The 21199-nt window shown below is 43.9% G+C and carries 20 protein-coding genes; 8 read left to right on the top strand and 12 right to left on the bottom strand.

Going from position 1 to position 21199, the window contains the following annotated elements:
* Positions 1 to 8 precede the first annotated feature (8 nt).
* Both HDC91_RS11780 and HDC91_RS11785 read right to left on the bottom strand, forming a co-directional pair.
* Positions 9 to 1976: a hypothetical protein gene (locus HDC91_RS11780; RefSeq protein WP_183552325.1), complete on the bottom strand. Its 1968-nt coding sequence runs from the start codon at positions 1974 to 1976 to the stop codon at positions 9 to 11.
* Between the two features lie 296 nt (positions 1977 to 2272).
* Entirely contained in the window at positions 2273 to 3058 is a 786-nt protein-coding gene (locus HDC91_RS11785; protein ID WP_183552327.1) for an O-methyltransferase, read from the bottom strand.
* Positions 3059 to 3103: 45 nt separating this feature from the next.
* Here HDC91_RS11785 and HDC91_RS11790 point away from each other — a divergent pair, with 45 nt between their 5' ends.
* Entirely contained in the window at positions 3104 to 3973 is an 870-nt protein-coding gene (locus tag HDC91_RS11790; protein ID WP_183552330.1) for a transglutaminase-like domain-containing protein, read from the top strand.
* Positions 3974 to 4079: 106 nt separating this feature from the next.
* Here the strand turns inward: HDC91_RS11790 and HDC91_RS11795 are convergent, their stop codons facing one another.
* From HDC91_RS11795 to HDC91_RS11830, 8 genes are all read right to left on the bottom strand, one after another.
* Positions 4080 to 4991 carry an alpha/beta hydrolase gene (locus HDC91_RS11795; protein WP_183552333.1) on the bottom strand — a complete coding sequence of 304 codons (912 nt, stop codon included), beginning with the start codon at positions 4989 to 4991 and terminating at the stop codon, positions 4080 to 4082.
* Between the two features lie 257 nt (positions 4992 to 5248).
* Complete coding sequence (locus HDC91_RS11800; RefSeq protein ID WP_183552336.1) at positions 5249 to 5734, bottom strand: hypothetical protein; 486 nt, start codon at positions 5732 to 5734, stop codon at positions 5249 to 5251.
* An 11-nt stretch (positions 5735 to 5745) separates the two neighbouring features.
* Positions 5746 to 6447: a hypothetical protein gene (locus HDC91_RS11805; protein WP_183552339.1), complete on the bottom strand. Its 702-nt coding sequence runs from the start codon at positions 6445 to 6447 to the stop codon at positions 5746 to 5748.
* A 198-nt stretch (positions 6448 to 6645) separates the two neighbouring features.
* Positions 6646 to 7191 (bottom strand): hypothetical protein, encoded by a 546-nt coding sequence (locus tag HDC91_RS11810; protein WP_183552341.1) that lies wholly within the window; start codon positions 7189 to 7191, stop codon positions 6646 to 6648.
* Between the two features lies 1 nt (position 7192).
* Positions 7193 to 8275, bottom strand: coding sequence for a hypothetical protein (locus HDC91_RS11815; protein WP_183552344.1), 1083 nt, complete (start codon positions 8273 to 8275; stop codon positions 7193 to 7195).
* A gap of 29 nt (positions 8276 to 8304) precedes the next feature.
* Positions 8305 to 8712: a hypothetical protein gene (locus HDC91_RS11820; protein ID WP_183552347.1), complete on the bottom strand. Its 408-nt coding sequence runs from the start codon at positions 8710 to 8712 to the stop codon at positions 8305 to 8307.
* A gap of 204 nt (positions 8713 to 8916) precedes the next feature.
* A protein-coding gene (gene prfB, locus HDC91_RS11825) for a peptide chain release factor 2 (RefSeq protein WP_162429666.1) occupies positions 8917 to 10009 on the bottom strand; the annotation gives its coding sequence in 2 pieces (ribosomal slippage) (positions 8917 to 9948 and positions 9950 to 10009; 1092 coding nt in all).
* 141 nt (positions 10010 to 10150) lie between these two features.
* A complete protein-coding gene (locus tag HDC91_RS11830) occupies positions 10151 to 10588 on the bottom strand; it encodes a hypothetical protein (RefSeq protein ID WP_183552354.1) in 438 nt (145 codons plus the stop codon).
* Positions 10589 to 10841: 253 nt separating this feature from the next.
* Here HDC91_RS11830 and pgi point away from each other — a divergent pair, with 253 nt between their 5' ends.
* Entirely contained in the window at positions 10842 to 12488 is a 1647-nt protein-coding gene (pgi, locus tag HDC91_RS11835) for a glucose-6-phosphate isomerase (RefSeq protein WP_183552357.1), read from the top strand.
* Between the two features lie 43 nt (positions 12489 to 12531).
* Positions 12532 to 13320: a hypothetical protein gene (locus tag HDC91_RS11840; RefSeq protein WP_183552360.1), complete on the top strand. Its 789-nt coding sequence runs from the start codon at positions 12532 to 12534 to the stop codon at positions 13318 to 13320.
* 64 nt (positions 13321 to 13384) lie between these two features.
* Here the strand turns inward: HDC91_RS11840 and HDC91_RS11845 are convergent, their stop codons facing one another.
* Positions 13385 to 14932 (bottom strand): glycoside hydrolase family 10 protein, encoded by a 1548-nt coding sequence (locus tag HDC91_RS11845; protein WP_183552370.1) that lies wholly within the window; start codon positions 14930 to 14932, stop codon positions 13385 to 13387.
* Between the two features lie 256 nt (positions 14933 to 15188).
* Between HDC91_RS11845 and HDC91_RS11850 the strand changes: the two genes are divergently transcribed.
* The 5 genes from HDC91_RS11850 to HDC91_RS11870 all read left to right on the top strand — a co-directional run bounded on the left by HDC91_RS11850 (position 15189) and on the right by HDC91_RS11870 (position 19931).
* The gene (locus tag HDC91_RS11850) at positions 15189 to 16115 is read left to right on the top strand and encodes a hypothetical protein (RefSeq protein ID WP_183552372.1); all 927 of its coding nucleotides are present in this window, start codon (positions 15189 to 15191) and stop codon (positions 16113 to 16115) included.
* A gap of 166 nt (positions 16116 to 16281) precedes the next feature.
* Entirely contained in the window at positions 16282 to 18240 is a 1959-nt protein-coding gene (gene dnaG / locus HDC91_RS11855) for a DNA primase (protein WP_183552374.1), read from the top strand.
* 2 nt (positions 18241 to 18242) lie between these two features.
* Complete coding sequence (locus HDC91_RS11860) at positions 18243 to 18509, top strand: hypothetical protein (RefSeq protein ID WP_183552376.1); 267 nt, start codon at positions 18243 to 18245, stop codon at positions 18507 to 18509.
* Complete coding sequence (locus HDC91_RS11865; protein ID WP_183552378.1) at positions 18509 to 18877, top strand: YraN family protein; 369 nt, start codon at positions 18509 to 18511, stop codon at positions 18875 to 18877. Before HDC91_RS11860 ends, HDC91_RS11865 begins: the two co-directional genes overlap by 1 nt.
* A 1-nt stretch (position 18878) precedes the next feature.
* Complete coding sequence (locus HDC91_RS11870; RefSeq protein ID WP_183552380.1) at positions 18879 to 19931, top strand: glutaminyl-peptide cyclotransferase; 1053 nt, start codon at positions 18879 to 18881, stop codon at positions 19929 to 19931.
* A 167-nt stretch (positions 19932 to 20098) separates the two neighbouring features.
* Here the strand turns inward: HDC91_RS11870 and HDC91_RS11875 are convergent, their stop codons facing one another.
* Positions 20099 to 21067, bottom strand: a complete 969-nt coding sequence (locus tag HDC91_RS11875; protein WP_183552382.1) for a GlxA family transcriptional regulator — start codon at positions 21065 to 21067, stop codon at positions 20099 to 20101.
* Between the last annotated feature and the right edge of the window lie 132 nt (positions 21068 to 21199).

Genomic DNA, 21199 nt, shown 5'->3' on the forward strand with positions numbered 1-21199 from the left:
AAATCACATCAAATTATAACAATTCCGTTGCTAACCCGCCAAAGTGCTCTTGCTATTAAAAAGCTTTGCCAATCATCTAAAACACCCGCTCCATCACTTGCAATATCCTCTAGAATGGTGCCAATAACAACTACCGCAGCTGCGCTTTTAAGATAGGGTATGATTTTGGGGTTTTGCCGAACGAAAGCGATAATTTGCAGCTGCATGTTGTTTGGATTCTCCTTAATTTGCCTGAATAATTTTTTTAGTTTTTCTAAAAGATTTTCAGGTAGGACTATAGGAACTGGCTGCGGTAATCCGTTACGTGGTTTAGAGGCATAAACAATTACACCATTACTGAACAAACGTGAGATTAAAAGATTTGCCGGATTCTTAGGATCTGGTAAACTACGGGATGGATAATTCCCACCTGCAGACCATCCCCCACCAACCACCCTTGGGCATAAAGCATTGGCCTTCGTTACATAAAGTTGTATTTCAGCTACACCAGCGCTTTGTCCGCCAGTATTATCTGGTTTTATTTCGAACATCTCACCTGTAACAGGGTTGGCAATATCTGCATAACCGGGGTTACCATTAAGTTTACCGCTTGAGCCCGGCACATAATATTCCTTTAATGACAATGGGTTGCTGGCAATATAATCAAATTGTATCAGCCAATGTTCGAGAGTGCCTGGCCATTTAACATTACCGTTACGAGCTGTGCCATGGCAGGGGCCTGCGGCCGCGTCATCTGCAGCATCTTCCTGCTGGAGCAATTGTAAAAGACGGCTGTTATCGGAACTTTCCAATTGCTGCCTTTGGGCAGCGGTTAACAACGCACCGCCACTGCCACCCAGTGGAGCATAAGTAACTGTCCCATTACCTAAATAGGATGAAGGGCTACCTACCCTAACTGCTCCGAAATCCATGCTGATCGTTGTGTTGACTGTATTAGAACTAACCGGGCTTGTACCTATTGCATATTCCATTCCGATTTGGAAAGGGCCACTACTTATATCTGGGCTAAAGTAATGTACGACCGTACCATCAGGATTATATATATCAGTATATTGGCCTTTATATTGAATGCCGTTGATTGTTACGGTAACATTATAAGGATTGGAATAGGAAATGCCTTTAGTGTCGAGATAATTCAAAAGATCATCGAAGTTAGCATCAGGTATTATTGCATTCGAGTTATTAATACCAAAGATAGGATGAAGTGACGATGACGGCACATTATCACAAGGATCATCCTCATCAGTTGGTGGGGGGAAGCCCCCGCCCGGTACATTGTTAACAACTACATGGCCCGATAGCGCCGTAGGAACGGATGGGGTTGATGGCGAATTAGGCGTTGAGGGCGATAGCGGTCCTTGTGTATCGCATCTATTTGGGGGTGCAGGACTTCCGCTTGATCCTGGATCTTGTGGGTTTGGGGTGTTGCAGGTGGTATATAAGTAAATCGAACCAACAAATACGCCGTTTACATAAACATCGTAGTACCAATCGATACATCTTTCCGCTAATTGAACCCTTGTTCTGCCTTGTGATTGCACCGCCGATCCTGATTCCACAAGTTGCCCATTTTTGTAAGCGTAACCGTTAAGATATTTACCTTTCGGGGTAAAATATAATACCAGCCCGCTAAAATCTGCATCGTGCTGCCGGTAGGTATTGTTTGCTAATTTGCCGGGATCGCCCTTAATGTACGATGAATCGGCAACAATCGTCATGATATAGGCTTTGTAACCTTTTACATCCTTTAACAGCAAATATGAACTACGAGTATAGCTTTTACTGTAAGCCTGGTTATTGATCTTCTTTTTTAGTATGCTTTTAAACTTGCTATCCGGGCAAATAGGCATCTCTATCACATCTTTACCCAAGCGGGTATAGCGGGTGGCGTGCGGCCAGTCGGGTTTAACCTTTTGGCTCAAGTCAAATCCGGTACCGTTGCCGTTTGTATGAACGGTTTGATTGCTGCCGCCCATAACAGGGAAAGTACGCTCGTACCAGGTTTTGGCATCGGGAACAGCGGGATCAGTATTTAATGTGGATTCTTTACTGTTTGTTATCTCTTTACGGCAACCATAAATTAAAGCGCACAAAGCAATAAGGGCTATACACAACCTTAAAATAATGCTTTTTGGATAAAGTCTTTTCATGTGATAGTTAAAGTATTTCGTAAAAATATAGCATTATTGCCTTACAAACAATACGTAAAACTACCTGATTTTCATTTCTAATTAACCTAAAAGAAACAATCGAAGCTACATCCGCACATCCACTACACTTTTATCTTAAAATTCTCCTTTGCTTGTCCCGGTTTAAAAAACACCAGGCCTATCCAAAACAGGTCGACTGTGGCGGTTACCTGCGGGTGAGCTTTTATCTGCGCCCAGGCTTGTTTCATGCCGTCGCTCCAGTAAATATCGTCAAATATCAGCATGGTGCCTTCGTGTACCTTGGGCAGGCACCATTCAAAATACCGCAGGGTGGCATCGCGCTGGTGGTTGCCGTCTATATACACAAAGTCAAGTTTATCCAACCCGGCTATAACACCGGGCATGGTATCGTCAAAATTCCCGGTTATTACGTTGATGTCCTTTGCTCCCGCCCTTTCAAATACATCTTTGGCAACACCTGCAGTTTGCGGGCAGCCCTCTAAGGTATACACTTTTGCATCGGGCGCGGCTGCCTGCAGGTAAAGCGTGGTAATACCTAAGCAGGTGCCTAATTCAACAACGCTTGTTGGGTTAGTAAAGGCAGCAAGCCGGTAAAGCAACTTTGCCAGTTTGGGTGGTTTAAGCGCGTTTAGGGTGATATCGCTTATCTTTTTCTGTTTATTATTATTTACATGCGAGCCAGCGCCCAGGTCGGTAACGGTAATTTGGCGGTCGTCAACCAGCAGATGGTCGCGCTGCTGTTCAATGCTATCGTAAGCAGGGTAATGTCTCTTATCGTAAATAACCTCATCTACCAAACGGTATACAAACGGCGAGTGCAAACCATGACGGTTTTTTGACTTAAGCTGGTGCAACAGAAAATCCCTTGCAAACGTTAAATTGAACATAGCTGTAAAAATATTAAAACGTTTAGTATTTTAGCATGAAGCGATATGATTAATCCTACAGAAGTAAATTCATTAATCCGTTTACTGGACGACCCGGATACCGAAATATACGGGCACGTGCACGAAAAGCTGCTGTCGTACGGCACCGAGGCCATTACTTACCTTGAAAGCGCTTTTGAACAGGCCTTTGACCCTACACAGCAGGAGCGTATTGCCAACCTGGTGCACGAGATACAATTCGGCACCGTAAAAAACGACCTGAAGCTTTGGCACCAAAGCGGAGCCTTCGACCTGCTGCAGGGCATCCTGATCATTAACCGCTACCAATACCCCGATCTTGACGAGCAAAAGGTTATTAACCAGATAGAATCTATTAAGCGCGATATCTGGATACAGATGATGAACGAGGCCAGCCCGGTTGAGCAGGTTAAGCTGATGAACCATGTTTTTTACAGCATACATGGTTTTAGCGGCAATACCACCAACCACCGCGACCCTCAAAACAGCTACATAAGCCAGGTGCTGGAAACCAAAAAGGGCAACCAGATATCGCTGGCTATTATTTATTCCATCATCGCTCAAAAACTGGATATCCCGGTTTACGGGGTAAACCTGCCACAGCATTTTATATTGGCCTACCTTGACGAAAGCCGCGAAAGCGAGTTTGAAGGCGGTATTTTGTTCTACATCAACGCGTTTAATAAAGGATTTATATTCGGCCGCCGGGATGTGGATATGTTTTTGAAACAGCTTAACCTGCAGTTCGATAAACAGTTTTACGAGCCCTGCTCAAATGCCGACATTATTAAACGCGTACTGCGTAACCTCATTAGCGCCTACGAGCACCTGGGATCATCAGAGAAAGTGGATGAACTGAACGAACTGCTAAACCTGTTTATAATACCGGAAGCGTAAATCCGAGGTTCACAGGCACAATCGTTCCATATTTAAAATATTGATTGACAATTATTAAACCTGTTGACTTTGTTCCATTTTAAAGTAAAACAACCTCAACAAACAACTATCTGTTCAACCATCCGTTATCGCCCATCCAGGTTTTGGCCCAATCAAACCAAAGGCCCTTGCTTTTGGGGTTAAACATGCCAAAGCCGTGCCCGCCTTCGGGGAAAATGTGTAAAGCTGCTTTCACTTTATTTTTCAGCAAGGCGTTATACATCATCAGGCCATTCTCAACCGGCACCACATCATCGTCTTCGGCAAACACGATAAAGGTTGGCGGGGTGTTGGCGGTTACCTGCTTCTCGTTCGAATAAAGATCTGTCATCTGCTGAGGTGCGTCTTTCCCTATCAGATTCTCGCGCGAACCGGCATGCGTTTTTTCGCCAAAAGTGATCACCGGGTATATCAGCATCATAAAATCGGGCCTAACGCTGATATTGTCCGGGTTATCAATAACTACCTTATCAAAATGTGTCCCTTCGGTTGATGCCAGGTGCCCTCCCGCCGAAAAGCCCATAATACCTATCCGGTTGGGGTTTATGCCCCATTTGGCTGCGCCCTGCCTAACCATCTGTATAGCGCGCTGCGCATCCTGCAAAGGGCCTATGGTTTTATCAATCATAATACTGTCGCTCGGCAAGCGGTATTTTAACACAAACGCGGTAACGCCAATTTTATTAAAGGCTTGTGCCACCTGGAAACCCTCGTGCGCCGATGCCAGCCCTGCATACGACCCACCCGGGCATATCACAATCGCGGTACCGTTGGCTGTGCCCTTTTCGGGCAGGTAAGCCGTAAGCGTAGGGGTGCTTACATGGGTTATCCAATAGGTATCATTAATAGTTTCTTTATAGGTAGCCGGGGTAGGTTTTGAATTTGGCACACCATTAGGGTAAAGCGGCATTGGCTTTTGCTGGCTAAACGCCGCGATAGTAGCAGCAGTTAAAATTATGGTAGTTAAAAAAGGCTTCATCACGGTTAGGAGTAATTGTTGAGGCCAAATTACAATTTATGCTAACAAAAAACGATGCCGTAGTGTGCGGCATCGTTTTTAACGTTAACGTTAAAGTTATGGGCTGTGCAATCCCTTCAACACCAATTTGTTTTTATCCCCCACCTTTTTTACGTTTTGCCCACCTGCACCGTTCTCGCGGCATCGCACGCCACATAACGTGACATTTACAGAAAAGGGCTACCTAAACTGCATATGGTGCGTGTATCAACATAATTTTAACGTTGAGAAGGTGGATATCCTATAAAAACTAAATTAGGTACAAATATCGTTTTAGGATCGTCACGCAATATCTTTTGCATATAGGATGTAATGGTAGAAACTACATCGTTAGGGGCATAAAACACTTTATCACCAGGCTTTTCTTTACAAATTTCCAAATTATCAATGCCTAAATAAAATATAATTGGATGCCCGTTTATTTTGGTTGCTTTTGGAAACTGATAACCGATTAAAAAATCAAAAGGTTTTTTCATTCCTTCCGTCGGCTTGTTTACGAACTCATATTTGATAATTCTATTATGGTTGTCTGTTTTCACTTTTACAATTGCGTACATCCATTCACAATTGCTTTTCAATTCTTCGGGCAAACGGTAATTTTTTGATACAAATTTTGTGAATGCTTGTACACCAGGATGTGACTGTGACTTACTGATTATAGGTAATAACAGGATCAATAAGATAGTATAACTTTTCTTTAACATAGTATTAAATATTATGGTGTGCATGGCTGTCCCATAGCTCCCGACTTGAAATTTTTGTTAGCAATCGTAATATTGTCTTTTTGAGCGGTTGAAAGACGGGAATATAAAGTTACTGCATCATCTTTTAAACCACCCCATGCTAACGCAAATGCATCATCAGGTGTAAGTGTAGATGGAAACATATTCAACAACTGCTGCTGCATTGAATTTATATAATTTGTCGCTATATCAATATGCTGATTTATAATAGTTTGACTAAAATCTAAATACGCATGGAGGGCCTCATGCATAATAGTTGCCGCTACATATTCTTTTGATCCAGTAGCTAAATTAGTATTCATTCTAATGCTTAGATCCATAGACTGAAGCATTATTCTGCCGTTCGCTAATTTAGTAGAACCGGAGTGATCTATATGAGTATCACCATCCACTGTTGGCTTACTGAAACTATTTGGTGCGGCGTCGATAAAATTCAAATTAAAATCGGTGTTTTGATCAAAAATTGATTTCATTGAATTATTAAGATCAAATTTAATGTCTTTTTGAATTGCTATATCAACCATTGCTTTTAAGCATTGATTTTTAATATTATTAATGACATCTTGTAGCTCCGGGCACGGGTCATCCTCATCCGTTGGCGGTGGGAAACCACCACCACCCGGTACATTGTTAATGGCAATATGCCCAGGTATTGCTAAAGGTACAGGCGGCACCGGCGGCTGATTTGGTGTTGAGGGCGGATTTGGGTTTGTAGGTAGTGGCGGAACCGGCGTATCACAAGGATTGGGCGGTGCGGGGTACCGCCGGTACCCGGATCATTCGGGTTTTGTGATGTACACATAACATGGTATGTCAATCAATGCAAATTTTATTAATTCGATATTTTTAAGTCGATTAATAATTACGTTTGGTTACATATTGCCCTTTGTAAGAACTTTAATATTTATAGGAGAAAACATTACTGAATTTCCAATAAAATACTGATTTTTAAACTTTAAGCTCCTCTCTAATTCTTCATACGAGAAAATCTTTTTCTGGTTTGGGTATTCCGGCTGATAGTTTACAGGTATTAATAGCGAAATATTTGAGTATGCCTTTAGCCGGGCATATTTTTCGAAAGTGCTTTTTATGTCCCTATTTCGTGGATTATTGAAATATGATTTTACGAAAACAGAATCAGCACTATCTGAAAAATGAATCCCGGTTACTTTACCATTCCAATCTAAATCAATTTTGAGCATTGTAAAAATCGGCGTTTTATTGCTCATATATGATGGCGAATAATAAGAATAATAAATATTGTTATCTATTATTCTTAAAAGGCTATCCTCTGCATGCTCAATATTATTTTTATCTATTATTGATTTTGTATTGAATTTCTTATTCTCCTGCGCTTTTAAAATACCGGAGTGGACTGTAAAAGTGATTAACATCAATGTTTTAAAAAAATATCCCATATCATTTGTTGCATTTAGTTCCAGCGGTACCTATTGAAAAAGCATCCTGCGTTGCTTCAAAGCTACCAAGAATACCAGCATCTGAAGCCATATTATTTTGAAAGTCATCAGTCATAGTGAGACCGCCCCAAGCTAAATATTTGGCATCGCTTTCAGATAAATTGGGATACATCTGTCGTAAATCTAAAGCCATCTGATTGGCAAAAACTGTCGCAATAGTTTCATGTTGCAACTTACCAAACGTACCAATGGTTGTTAAATATGCATGAATACTTTCATGGATGATTACGGTGCTAATAAATTCCTGTGAATAATTCGGCAATTCATTTTTATTCAATTGTACAGTGATTGTTAAATTTCCGTCAGGATCAAGACTGCTGGGCGGAGGAGTATAACCTTCCTGCCCGGGGTTCAATGGTGCATCAATATACTTAATGTTTACTTTAGAGCTACCCCCAAAAACATTTTGTATCATTGCGTTTATTACAGTAGTAATATCTTTATTAATAACCGCATCAACCATGGCCTTCAGACACGGGTCTTTTACTTTATTAATAATATCGTAATCATGGGGTGGGCACGGGTCATCCTCGTCAGTTGGCGGCGGGAAACCACCACCCGGTACATTGTTAATGGCTATATGTCCCGGTATTGCCAAAGGCACAGGCGGCACCGGAGGCTGATTTGGTGTTGATGGCGGATTTGGATCTGTGGATGGCGGCTGCGGCGTATCACAAGGATTGGGGGGTGCAGGGGTACCGCTTGATCCCGGGTCATTCGGGTTTTGGGCTGTGCAGGTGGTGTATAAATACACCGAACCCACTAACACCCCGTTTACATAAACATCATAGTACCAGTCGGTGCATTGCATTACCAGTTGCACCCTTGTTTTACCTTGTGCTTGTGTCTGCGAGCCTGGTGTAACTAACTGCCCGTTCTTGTAGGCATATCCGTTAACATACTTACCTTTTGGAGTAAAGTACAGTACTAATCCACTAAAATCGGCATCGTGCTGCCGGTAGGTATTGTTTGCTAATTTGTCGGGGTTACCTTTGATGTACGATGAATCTCCAACAATGGTCATGATATAGGCTTTATAGCCTTTGCCATCTTTTAACAGCAGGTACGAACTGCGGGTGTAGCTTTTACTGTAAGCCTGGTTGTTGATCTTCCTTTTAGTATACTATTAAACTTACTGTCCGGGTCAATAGGCATTTCTATCACATCTTTGCCCAAGCGGGCATATGTTGCTGTATGCTTCCAGTCGGGTTTTACCCGTTGGCTCAGGTCGAACCCCGTACCCGTGCTGTTTGTATGAACGGTTTGATTGCTGCTGCCGGTAACAGGGAAAGTGCTTTCGTACCAGCTTTTGGCATCGGCAATTGCCGGTTCAGTATTTAATGTGGATCCTTTACTGTTTGTTATCTCTTTACGGCAACCGTATATGACGCCGCATAACGCAACAAGGGCAATAAAGAAAAATTTAATGTGGGAATTACGTTTAGAATAAAGTCTTTTCATGTGATAGTTAAGGTTGTTTCGTAAAGGTATAGTTTAATTATCTAACAAACAATACGTAAAACTACGCGATTTTACAATCCAGGATAGTAAATCAGCAGCAATCGCTTAACTAAAACGATAATAGTAAAGTTATTCCTTACGGATGCCCGTTGCTCGTCCTTCTGCATACCCGGGCTGACACCTACACTTCACAAATTTCAACCCTTAACTCTTCGGCCCGCCAAATTCCATCAGGTAGGCTTTTAAAAACTCATTCAGATCCCCATCAAGTACTGCTGCGGCGTTCGACGTTTCATGGTCGGTACGCAGGTCCTTCACCAGTTTGTATGGGTGTAAAACATAGTTACGTATCTGCGACCCCCACTCTATTTTCTTCTTATTGCCTTCAATAGCATTGGTGGTTTCCTGGCGTTTGCGCATTTCAATTTCATACAACTGCGATTTAAGCAGGCGCATGGCGTTCTCCTTATTCTGCAGCTGCGAGCGCGACTCCTGGTTTTTGATAATGATGCCCGATGGCTTGTGGTATAAACGTACGGCGGTTTCAACCTTATTTACGTTTTGGCCGCCTGCACCACCCGAACGGAAGGTTTCGAACTCAACATCGGCAGGGTTTACCTCAATCTCGATGGTATCATCAACCAGCGGGTAAACATATACCGATGCAAATGATGTGTGGCGCTTGGCATTGGCATCAAACGGCGATACGCGCACCAACCGGTGAACGCCGTTCTCTCCTTTTAGATAGCCATAAGCAAAGTCTCCCTCCAGTTGCAGGGTTACGGTTTTTACACCGGCCACATCGCCGGGCTGGTAATCCTGCTCGGTAACTTTATAGCCGTTCTTCTCGCCCCACATAATGTACATGCGCATCAGCATACCGGCCCAGTCGCAGCTTTCGGTGCCGCCGGCGCCGGCAGTTATTTGCAAAACCGCGTTAAACTGGTCTTCCTCGGCGCTCAGCATGTTTTTAAATTCAAGCTCTTCAACCGCGGTTAAGGCCAGGTTGTACTGTTCGTTCATTTCGGCTTCGGTAGCATCACCGCTCTGAAAAAATTCGAACAATACGTTTGTATCATCAACTACCGATACTACCTTCTGGAAAGCGTCGGTCCATATTTTTTTTGTTTTGATGGATGCCAGAACCTTCTCGGCATCTTTAGGATTATCCCAAAAGTTTGGGCCTAAGGTTATATCCTGTTCCTTTTGCATGGCATCGAGTTTGGTATCGATGTCAAAGATGCCTCCTCAGGGAAGTTGTTCTATCCCTTAAATCCTGCATGTTCTCTTTTGTCATGTCGCAAAGATATAAAATGGGTGGTAAATGTGGTAGTTGTTAAGCGTGGTTAAAACTATAAGCGTATATAGGTTATACCCAAAAACAAAAAGGCTGTAAGCTAACCCTTACAACCTTTACAACTTCGTTTAACGCTGTTACCTATGCTATCCGCATCTGGTTAAGCAATAGGCCCATATCGCCTACGCCGCCGCTTAATTTCGAAAGCATGGCGCCAAGCGCAAATTCTTTATTCTGTTCGCTTTTTGATTGTTTGATCAGCTCCTGCATTACCGGCGGTATCAGTTCATCGGCTATTTGCAGCGCCTGGGGCGTATCAATATTGTAGTAGTTGTTCAGCTTATTGGCAAATTTGTTTACCGCGCTATTGATAAGCGGATTATCATACAACCCCGAAAACTGAAAATATTTCACAAGGTCCTTTAACCTGCCGCTTTCCATCTGGTTTTTTAACACCTCGATGATCGAGCTCGAAGCTTCGTTTATTACGGCGTCGCGGTATTGTTCAGGAACTACCGGGTTGTTAATAACAGCCGTACCGGCGTTATTTTTTACAAGCAAAAAAAGTTTTTCGAACATGGTATGATGCGGTTAAAAAAGCCAATTAATAAAATGATGAAAAATCCTATATTTATTTATAAACACCACAAATATATGAATTGTTTATTTTCATTTTCAAAAAATTATTTAATATCTGTTATTGATATGACAATTTCAAGGTGTAAAACAAACACTATGTGCGGTGTGTTAAAATAACACTTAACTGTCCTTTTTTTACTTTTAATTCAGGGCTCAGTTTTAACTTGCTATTTTTACAAAAAATGTTACAACTATGCTGCCAAATATCGATTTCACCACCACCCAGGCCTATAAATATCTAACTGACCATTATATAGATATCGTTTCAAAAAGCTTGAAGGAATTATTTGAGGCTGACAATCAGCGATTTGAAAAATTCTCCCTGCAGTTTGATGACCTTTTACTGGATTACTCCAAGAACCGTATCGACGATGAGACCGTTGCTTTATTGATACAGCTGGCCCGCGAGTGTGGTGTAAATAAGGCAGTTGAGGCCATGTACTCGGGCGAAAAGATCAACGTTACCGAGGGCCGCCCGGTACTGCACATAGCCCTGCGTAACCGCAGCAATACCCCCATATATGTTGAGGGTAAGGATGTAATGCCCGATGTAAACCGGGTACTAAACCAAATGAAGTATTTTAGCGAAGCGATAATCAGCGGCGAGTGGAAAGGCTACACAGGTAAGGCCATCACCGATGTAGTGAACATTGGCATTGGCGGCTCCGACCTTGGCCCGGTAATGGTTACCGAAGCCTTAAAGGCCTACAAGAACCACTTGAACCTGCATTTTGTGTCCAACGTGGATGCTACCCATATAGTAGAGACGCTAAAAACAGTCGACCCGGAAACCACACTGTTCCTGGTGGCATCAAAAACCTTTACTACGCAGGAAACCATGGGTAACGCCCACAGCGCCCGCGACTGGTTCATCAAAAATGGCGGCAAGGATGAGGATGTGGCCAAACATTTCGTGGCGCTTTCTACCAATACCGAAGGCGTTGAAAAATTTGGCATCGATACTAAAAATATGTTCGAGTTTTGGGACTGGGTTGGGGGGCGCTACTCTTTATGGAGCGCTATTGGCCTTTCTATTTCGCTTAGCATTGGTTTTGAAAATTTTGTTGAGTTGCTTGATGGCGCGCATGCTATGGATAACCATTTTAAAGATGCGCCGCTTGAGCAAAACCTGCCGGTTATTTTGGCTTTAATAGGGATATGGCATAACAACTTTTTTGAGGCCGAAACACAGGCTATACTGCCATACGACCAGTACATGCACCGCTTTGCGGCTTATTTTCAGCAGGGCGATATGGAAAGCAACGGCAAGCATGTAGACCGTAACGGCAAACATGTCGACTATCAAACCGGCCCGGTTATTTGGGGCGAGCCCGGCACCAACGGTCAGCATGCTTTTTACCAGCTGATACACCAGGGTACAAAGTTGATCCCCTGCGATTTTATCGCACCGGCACAATCGCATAACCCATTGGGCGAGCACCATAATATGCTGCTGTCAAACTTCTTTGCCCAAACCGAGGCTTTAATGAACGGCAAAACCGAGGACGAGGTAATTGCCGAATTAAAAAAAGCCGGTAAAACCGATGAGGAGATCGAAAAGATTGCACCGTTTAAAGTATTTGAAGGCAACCGGCCTACAAACTCCATACTGGTTAAAAAAATAACGCCGCGCACCTTAGGCAGCCTGATTGCCATGTACGAGCATAAAATATTTGTACAGGGCATTATCTGGAATATTTACAGCTTCGACCAATGGGGCGTTGAACTGGGCAAGCAGCTTGCCGGTAAAATATTACCTGAATTAAAAGATGACGCCGAAGTAACCAGTCATGATTCATCAACCAACGGGTTGATAAATCAGTATAAAGCCTGGAGGTAATAAAACATCCCGTATCCATTTACGCGCTGTAAAACCAAGTTATATGAGTGTGCTTAACATACTTAACGGCAACGCTACCCTGCATGGGTTTGAACGGACCGGCATTGAAGGCGATGTAATGGTTTGGCGCGAAGTTTTATCTGAAGGCCCGCTCTCAGAAAACATCGCGTCAGCGGATTTCTGGAGGGATCGTTCGGCGTTTATTTGCCGGACGTTTGACGAAACGCCCCAACGCTATCATGATGAGATGGTGGCGCACCTGGAAAAACTAAGCCAGCCCTATGATGAAGTTAACCTTTGGTTTGAGTTCGACCTGCATTGCCAGGTGAACCTGCTTGGCGCCTTAATGCTGTTATCGCAGCAAACCAACCTATCAGCGCCGGCCATATACCTGATATGCCCGGCAGATTATCCCGATCTGCCCGATTTTAGGGGCATGGGCGAATTAAACGGCGAACAGCTTGAATACCTGTACGATAACATCCGCGTGCAATTAGGCGAATATGATATTGAACTGGCTACCGAAGCCTGGCAACTGTATGTTGCCGGCAATGCGGATAAACTGAACGCCTGGATTGATGCAACCCGGTTTTGGGGCAATTTGCCATGCCTTAAACCAGCTATGCAGGCGCACTTAAAACGCTTGCAAACCAATGCCGCAGGGTTAAGTTATATTCATCAAAAGCTGCTGAACATTTATGATAATGGCAAGCACAGCAAACCCGATATTTACAAGGCCTTTTGGCAAACCGAAAAGATATATGGCATGGGCGACAGCGAGCTGGATATCTATCTGGACGAGCTAACCGCCCGCCGGCTTATCACCCTGTAACCGGCCGATCGGGTAAAAACATCGATATTCAATAATCGAGATTCTACATTCGATATTCATTCCGCTAAGGCGCTGTCACCATCATCGTTGGCGACCGGTCGCTCTCGTTCTTTAACCGGTCTATCGCCGTTATCACATAATAGTACGTTTGGCCTGGCTTAACATTACTGTCCATGTATAAGGTTTCGGTATCGTATTGTATGTGCAGTATGTTCTTGGGGTCGGCCATATCAAACTTTTCGTTTTGCTGAAAACGGTATATCACATAGCCATAAACCGCCTCGCTGTCCTTGGCCAATACCGGTGCCTGCCATTTCAGCATAATGCCTTTATTTTCTGCCTTCGCTATAAAGTTTTGCGGGGCATTGGGCGCTATCGAATCCAGCCAAAGCATAGGCGGCGGCAACGCCGGGTATTTGTAAAAATCCTCCTTCAGGCTATCAACCAAATGGTTGGCATTGGCCATTAACGTTTGCGACCTGAAAAAAACGCTGCCCTGCACACGCGGGTTCTCCCGTATCAAACGTATCTGGTTGGGTATCTCCGATGGGTTTTTAAAAGCCGGGCTTCGCTGCTCATAAAAGCGGTACGGCCCCTGGCCAATGTACAGGTGCCTGTTATAAGTATTATTGCTCCACCAGTTCAATAGCGTATCAAATGATGCCACCCGGTTAGCAATATGCCAGTATATCTGCGGGTTAATGTAATCTATCCAGCCCTGCTGTACCCATTTACGGGTATCGGCAAAGTTTTCAATGTATGACGAGCCACCGTTGGTGGCCGAACCATCGGGATGCTGGCTCTTGTTCGCCCAGATCCCAAAAGGGCTTATGCCAAATTTCATGCGCGGTTTGTACTTATGTATACTATCTGCAAGCATATGCACCAGTTTATCAACATTATCGCGCCGCCAGTCTTTTATATTATCAAAGCCTTCGCCATATTGGGCAAAGGTTTCGGCGTCGCCTATAACCTGCCCTCTTACAGGATAAGGGTAAAAATAATCGTCCATATGTATGCCGTCCACATCATAGTTCTTTACCACATCCAATATTACCTGCACAATATATTCGCGCACCTCGGGTATGCCGGGGTTAAATAATTTTATCCCGTCGTAAATAAAGAACCATTCGGGTTTGGCGCGTGTGATGTGGTTTTGCGCAAGCGCCCAAAACTTGTTATCAAAAGTTGCGCGGTAAGGATTAAACCAGGCGTGCAGCTCCATGCCCCGTTTATGGGCTTCGGTGGTGGCAAACTCCAGCGGGTCGTACCCCGGTTCCTGCCCTTGCTTGCCTGTGAGGTATTTTGACCATGGCTCGCGGCTTTTTGCGTAAAAGGCATCGGCGGCAGGCCTTACCTGAAACATGATAGCATTTATACCTGCCTGCTGGTGAAAATTTAACTGGTTAAGCAGGTCCTTTTCCTGCGCTTCGGCCGTGGCCCTGGCATTTGTCGGCCAGTCAAGGTTTACTACAGTGGCTATCCATACGCCTCTAAATTCGCGTTTGGGTTCGGCCTGAGTAACCTCCTCAGGAGTTACCGTTTGTGCTATTGAGAGGGAATATATAGTTATAAAAAGAAGGGTACAAAGTAAACGTTTATAAAGATACATTAAACGGGTATTTATTTTAAGGTCCAAAGATATAAACTCATAACAAACCAGTTTTAGTATTAGTATAATAATTACGTCTATTTTGTGTTTTAATCATATTGTACTTAATTTAGCCCGCGTTGCTTAAGTACTAAAAGGGCTTCAAACTTTCGTATTGTTAGTTTTTTGCTTATTTTTATGTAGATTATATAAAAAAGAATGATAATGCTTAGCGGGTAACAGCCTGCCGGTTTATCAAAAACTTTAATTAATTGCTATGGAATACCAGCCAGTAGAAAACCAACCGGAACAAGCCCCCAAAAAAAATTCTAACGTAATTTATTTTTTGATAGCCGTTGTGGTTGCTTTATTGGGTACCGATGTTTACCTGTATACGCAGAAAAAGAACTCGGATACAAAAATTGTTTATCAAAACGACGAAAAAACAAGGCTGCAAACCGAACTGGATAGCCTGGAAGCGCAAATAGAGCAGGTTAACGCGGGCAGGGCAAAAATGTCGGCCGAAATGCAGGCCAAAAACGATTCGTTAAGGGTGAAGATTCGCGTGCTAAGAAGCGAACTGGCCAAGGGCAAGCTAACCGCCGCCGAACTTAGCAAAGCGCAGGAAGATATCAAGCAGCTAAGGTATTTTGTAACCAAATACACCGCCGATATTGAAGAGCTTAAAAAACAGAACACCACCCTGGCTACCGAGCGCGATACATTAAAAAACAACCTGGCAGCCGTTAGCCAAAAAGCTACCGACCTTGAGCAAAAGAACCAGGAGCTTGACACCAAGGTTAAAGTTGCATCGGCCATTAAGGTGGCAACTGCGGATGTGGTGGCCTATAAAGTAAAAAACAGCGGCAAGGAAAGCGATGTTACAAAAGCCAAACAAGCGCAAAAAATAAAGATCAATTTTACAATAGCGACCAACGCGGTGGCCGAAAAAGGCCTGCATGATGTTTATGTGCGGATAATTGACCCAACCGGCAACCTGATCACTCAAAACGACTCGGGTATGTTTAACGCCGATAACCAGGACCTGCAATATACCTACCGAACATCTATTGATTTCAGGGATGATGGCAGCGCTTACACTATTGACTGGATAAACCCCGCGCCGTTTCAAAAAGGTGCTTATACCGTACTGCTTTATGCAGATGGTTATACTATGGGCAAAACCAGCATAACGCTTAAATAACCCCGGCACCCGAAGGGAGAGCATAATATTTAAGCCCCGGTTGTTAGGCAACCGGGGCTTTTTGTTGGCACAGGGAGGCTTACCATTTGATTTTTTTCTATATTTAAAACAACGATTTAGAGAGTTAAGATTACTTTTGTACCCGCTCAATCGCGAAGCAAAATCCATGATCACCAAACCCACCATCGACCGTATAATGGAAGCCACAGATATTGTGGAGGTGATTGGCGAATTTGTGGCTTTAAAAAAGCGCGGGGCCAATTATGTGGGCCTTTCGCCGTTTGCTAACGAGCGTACGCCATCGTTCACGGTATCGCCGGCAAAGGGCATTTTTAAAGATTTTTCATCAGGCAAGGGTGGCAGCGCAGTTACCTTTTTAATGGAACTGGAAAAGTTCACGTATCCCGAAGCGTTAAAATGGCTGGCCAAAAAATACGGTATACAGGTTGAAGAAACGGTAGATACCACCGAAAACCTGGAAGAGCAAAATCACCGCGAAAGCCTGATGATCGTATCGGGTTATGCGGCGAAATTTTTTCATGAAAGTTTACTGGAAACCGAGGAGGGCCAAAACATTGGCCTGAGCTATTTTAAAGAACGCGGTTTTAACGCCGATACCATTAAAAAGTTCGAGCTGGGCTACTCGCCCGACCAATGGGAAGCCTTTACCGGTGAAGCCATTAAGCAGGGCTACCAGGAACAATATCTTGTAGAAAGCGGCCTTTCGGTTAAGCGGGACAACGGCTCGCTGTACGACCGTTACCGCGGGCGGGTGATGTTCCCCATCCATAGCTTTACCGGCAGGGTGATAGCCTTTGGGGGGCGTACGCTGAAAAGCGATAAGAATGTACCCAAGTATGTTAATTCGCCCGAGTCGGAGATCTACCATAAATCCAACGTTTTATACGGCCTGTACTTTGCCAAGCGGGCCATCCGCGAGGAAGATAACTGCTACCTGGTTGAAGGGTATGCCGATGTAATATCGGTGCACCAGGCGGGTGTAGAAAATGTGGTGGCATCATCGGGTACCTCGTTAACCGTTGAGCAGATCCGGCTTATCGGCCGCCTCACCAAAAACATCACCATATTATACGATGGCGACGCGGCGGGGATAAAAGCTGCAATCAGAGGGTTAGATATTGTAATTGAAGAAGGCTTAAATGTGCGCATAGTTTTGTTTCCTGATGGAGACGACCCTGATTCTTATGTAAGAAAGGTTGGAAGTTCAGGTTTTTTAAATTATGTTAAATCTAATAGCAAAGATTTTATTGAATTTAAGTCAGAAATCCTTTTAAAAGATATCCAAAATGATCCCATTGCTAAGGCAAACGCATTTACGGAAATATCCAAAACAATTTCGCTAATAAAAGACGATTTAAAGAGGTCAGAATACACTAAAATTGCATCTCAAAAATTTAATATTTCCGAAAGGCAGCTTATAGGTATAATCAATAAGAACATTTCGGATGAACTTCGTAAAAAGCGTCAAAGTGAAGAAAGAGCTTCTGAAAAATTAATTCAGGAAGAGAATAATATAGAGGATGAAACTTCTATCAATACAGGCCTTTCGCAAAAGGAATTAGAAGCAATAGCTTACAGCGACGCAAATCAGGAGAAAGAGATCATTCGGCTGTTGCTGCTATATGGTAATAAAATGATAGACTGGGATGGCATTGCCAATACCTACATAGGCCCGTTTATGATAGCCGAGCTAAGCGATGTTGAATTTGAGCAGCCCGTAACCAAACACTTTATGGAAATTTACCGCCAGGAAGTGGAGAATGGTGTACTGCCCGAAGAGCAGCACTTTATACACCATCCTGATAAAGGCATTGTAGACCTGGTGGTTACCCTGCTGGCAACAAAATATACCCTAAGCGAAAACTGGTACGAAATGCACAAAATAATGGTGCCCGATGAGCAGGCAAACATGAAGGCCACCATCCTGGGCGCTATATTTCACCTTAAAAAGCAAAAGGTGGGCAAGATTTTGGAAAGCCTGCGTAAAGAACTGCAGACAACCAGCGCCGAAGCCGACCAGGAGATACTGCTTAACCAGTACATGCACATGAAAAAGGTGGAGAAGACCATATCCGATTACTTAGGGTCGGTAATTATAAAATAACAATGAAATACAGGTTTTTTCTGCTGTTTTTGGCAATCGAAATTTTGGTGATATGGATAGCACAAAATTCGACGTATTCAATGATGCCACTGTTTTTCATATTGCTGTTCTTATTTTCAGGTGTAATATTATGGGTTTTAAGTAAATACGGGTATATACCATTAAAAAACATCAGCTGGGGATTGCTTTATAGTAGCACTTTAGTGTTTTTTGCAGGCATAGGCTTTTTAGTTTATATCATGTTTTTATTTCATAGCATAAGCAATTAATGGCATACCACAACGACCTGGGCCAAAAAGGCGAAGCAATGGCCAAAGCGCACCTGGAAGCCGCTGGCTACGAGATAATGGACGAGAACTGGGTTTTCGGCAAGGCTGAGATAGACCTGATAGCCTATAAGGCCGGGATAATTATATTCACGGAAGTTAAAACCCGCACCGGCAACGGCTTTGGCCAGCCTGAGGATTTCGTGGACGCCCGCAAGCAACGTTTGCTGGTTGAGGCTGCCGATGAGTACATTTACTTGATGAACCACCAGGGCGAAGTGAGATTTGATATAATATCTATCCTTTTCGACCGTAATAATAACCACACATTAAAACATATTGAAGATGCCTTTTGGCCTTCTGCCATTTAACATGAACAAACGCATAGCACTTTTAGCGATCATAGCCCTTTTTGCATACAGCTGTAAAGATAATGACAAAGCCGAAGAATTTACCATAAGCCCTGATGCCGGCAGTAACTATAAATGGGGCGATAACATTGCCCTTAAGGTTGGTTATCCGGCTGGTACTAAGGTCGATTCGGTAGTATACCTGGTAGATTCGGCGCGTGTGGGTTCAGCAAAAGATTCCTCGGCTGTTAGTTTAAAAACGAGCGACCTGAAGCTGGGCGCGCGGATCATCACCGCTAAAGTTTACCAGGGAGGGAAAGCCCAGGACGTGACCACCAACGTAAACCTGCTGCCGGCCAAAGCACCCGAAGAATTAAGCTTTAAAGTAGAGAAGGTGTTCCCGCATGATACTTCATCGTACACCGAGGGCCTTGAATTTCATGACGGCATACTGTACGAGAGCGATGGCGGCCGTTTAACCGAAGAAACCGGCCAGTCGAGCCTGCGTACTGCCAACTTAACCACCGGCAAGGTGATAAAAATGGTACCTGTTGATCCCAAGATATTCGCCGAGGGTATCACGGTAGTGGGCAACAAAATAATACAGCTCACCTGGACCGAGAAGATTGGCTACGTATATGACAAAGCCACTCTTAAACTGCTTGATACTTTCACCAATAATGTTGGCATAGAGGGCTGGGGTATGACCTTTGACGGCAGCAAGATCTATATGGACGACAGCTCTAACCGTATCTGGTTCCTGAACAAGGATACTTACCAGCAAATGGGCTATATTGATGTTTACGACGACAAAGGCCCGGTAAACAAGCTGAACGAACTGGAGTATATTGACGGGAAGATCTACGCCAATGTATACGGCACGGATGATATTGTGGTGATAGACCCTAAAACCGGCGCCGTTCTGCAAAAAGCCGACATGACCGACCTTTACCTTAACCGCAACCAATACGCCGATGTGCTAAACGGTATTGCCTACGACAAAGCCACCGGCCGTATTTTTGTAACCGGTAAAAAATGGAATAAGCTGTTCCAGGTAAAGTTTAGCAAAAAGTAACTACACGTCACCTTCAGTAATAACATTTTGGCTGATAATAATGGTGACGCTATCTTGTCAGCTATCAAATTATTAAATAGCTGATTATCAGGCATTCATGACTGTTCACGGTGTTCACGTGCGCCGAACGTGAACACTTTTGGTTGTTATCGCTTTTTTTCAGAAGCCTAAGCGGCGTTATACTTATTCCTGTATTCCACAGGCGATAACCCGGTTATCTTCTTAAAAACCGTGCGGAAGGCTTTGGTATCCGAGTAGCCAACATCGTACATTACTTCGTTAATATTTTTACGGCTGCTTTCCAGGTGCTTTTTGGCGGCCTCTATTTTTACGCGCTGAATATATTCAAGGGGGCTGTTATTGGTAGCCTTTTTAAACCGGCGCTCAAAGTGTCGTTTGCCTATGGCATATTTCGTAGCCAGGTCTTCTACGGATATCTTTTCGGTGATGTTGGCCTCTATAAATTCCTGCGCTTTTTTTATAGGCTCGTCCTCATGAGTTTTTTGCCCGTTAAACATAATAAACGGCGACTGGCTTTTGCGGTCTATTTCCAGGGCAAACATTTTGGCAGCCATAATCGAAATATCGCGCCCGGCATACTTTTCTACAAGGTATAAAAGCAGGTTCCAGTATGAGGTCGCGCCGCCGCTGCTGTACAGGCCTTTTTGCTCGGTAACAATACGATCGTCAACCAATGTAACGTCCGGGAACATCTCGCGGAACTCGTTAGCAAACCGCCAGTGGGTAGAACACTCCTTGCCACTTAGTAACCCTGTCGCGGCCAGCAGGAACGCGCCAACGCAAAGGCTGGCAACCTCTGCCCCTTTGTAATGCTGATCGGTTATCCATGGGATAAATTCCGCATTGCGCTGTATGCCCGCAGCCATATCACCGCCAAAGGCCGGCACAATGATCAGGTCGGTTTTCTTAACCTCACTCAACACCGCGTCCGTATGCACCGAAAATAACCCGCCATGCAGGCGTACTTCTTTTTCCAGGCCTACCAATTGCACATTAAAGGCCGGCGGTTTACCCATCGCGGCCAAAAAATCGTTGGCTCCGGTAAAAATAATACGCGGGTCTACAATGCTTGCCAGCACGGCCTCGTTGGTTATCAGTATGGATACCTGTTTCATGGTAAAGGGGTGGTTATCGGTTTATAAGTATAAATGTAGGAAAGAAGAAAGTCGTAAACAACCCTAAATAAGTCCTTTTTGCACCTTACCTCAAATTTTAGGGTGCTGTACATTTGTATTGTTAATTACACC

The sequence above is a fragment of the Mucilaginibacter sp. AK015 genome, assembly GCF_014200785.1.
Lineage (GTDB): Bacteria > Bacteroidota > Bacteroidia > Sphingobacteriales > Sphingobacteriaceae > Mucilaginibacter.

What these genes read in the sequence shown, in the direction of transcription:
- HDC91_RS11780 (WP_183552325.1), bottom strand. Translation starts at nt 1,976, where the DNA reads ATGGGCGGCAGCAATCAAACCGTTCATACAAACGGCAACGGTACCGGA.
- HDC91_RS11785 (WP_183552327.1), bottom strand. Translation starts at nt 3,058, where the DNA reads ATGTTCAATTTAACGTTTGCAAGGGATTTTCTGTTGCACCAGCTTAAG.
- HDC91_RS11790 (WP_183552330.1), top strand. Translation starts at nt 3,104, where the DNA reads ATGATTAATCCTACAGAAGTAAATTCATTAATCCGTTTACTGGACGAC.
- HDC91_RS11795 (WP_183552333.1), bottom strand. Translation starts at nt 4,991, where the DNA reads ATGAAGCCTTTTTTAACTACCATAATTTTAACTGCTGCTACTATCGCG.
- HDC91_RS11800 (WP_183552336.1), bottom strand. Translation starts at nt 5,734, where the DNA reads ATGTTAAAGAAAAGTTATACTATCTTATTGATCCTGTTATTACCTATA.
- HDC91_RS11810 (WP_183552341.1), bottom strand. Translation starts at nt 7,191, where the DNA reads ATGGGATATTTTTTTAAAACATTGATGTTAATCACTTTTACAGTCCAC.
- HDC91_RS11815 (WP_183552344.1), bottom strand. Translation starts at nt 8,275, where the DNA reads ATGACCATTGTTGGAGATTCATCGTACATCAAAGGTAACCCCGACAAA.
- HDC91_RS11820 (WP_183552347.1), bottom strand. Translation starts at nt 8,712, where the DNA reads ATGAAAAGACTTTATTCTAAACGTAATTCCCACATTAAATTTTTCTTT.
- HDC91_RS11830 (WP_183552354.1), bottom strand. Translation starts at nt 10,588, where the DNA reads ATGTTCGAAAAACTTTTTTTGCTTGTAAAAAATAACGCCGGTACGGCT.
- pgi (WP_183552357.1), top strand. Translation starts at nt 10,842, where the DNA reads ATGCTGCCAAATATCGATTTCACCACCACCCAGGCCTATAAATATCTA.
- HDC91_RS11840 (WP_183552360.1), top strand. Translation starts at nt 12,532, where the DNA reads ATGAGTGTGCTTAACATACTTAACGGCAACGCTACCCTGCATGGGTTT.
- HDC91_RS11845 (WP_183552370.1), bottom strand. Translation starts at nt 14,932, where the DNA reads ATGTATCTTTATAAACGTTTACTTTGTACCCTTCTTTTTATAACTATA.
- HDC91_RS11850 (WP_183552372.1), top strand. Translation starts at nt 15,189, where the DNA reads ATGGAATACCAGCCAGTAGAAAACCAACCGGAACAAGCCCCCAAAAAA.
- dnaG (WP_183552374.1), top strand. Translation starts at nt 16,282, where the DNA reads ATGATCACCAAACCCACCATCGACCGTATAATGGAAGCCACAGATATT.
- HDC91_RS11860 (WP_183552376.1), top strand. Translation starts at nt 18,243, where the DNA reads ATGAAATACAGGTTTTTTCTGCTGTTTTTGGCAATCGAAATTTTGGTG.
- HDC91_RS11865 (WP_183552378.1), top strand. Translation starts at nt 18,509, where the DNA reads ATGGCATACCACAACGACCTGGGCCAAAAAGGCGAAGCAATGGCCAAA.
- HDC91_RS11870 (WP_183552380.1), top strand. Translation starts at nt 18,879, where the DNA reads ATGAACAAACGCATAGCACTTTTAGCGATCATAGCCCTTTTTGCATAC.
- HDC91_RS11875 (WP_183552382.1), bottom strand. Translation starts at nt 21,067, where the DNA reads ATGAAACAGGTATCCATACTGATAACCAACGAGGCCGTGCTGGCAAGC.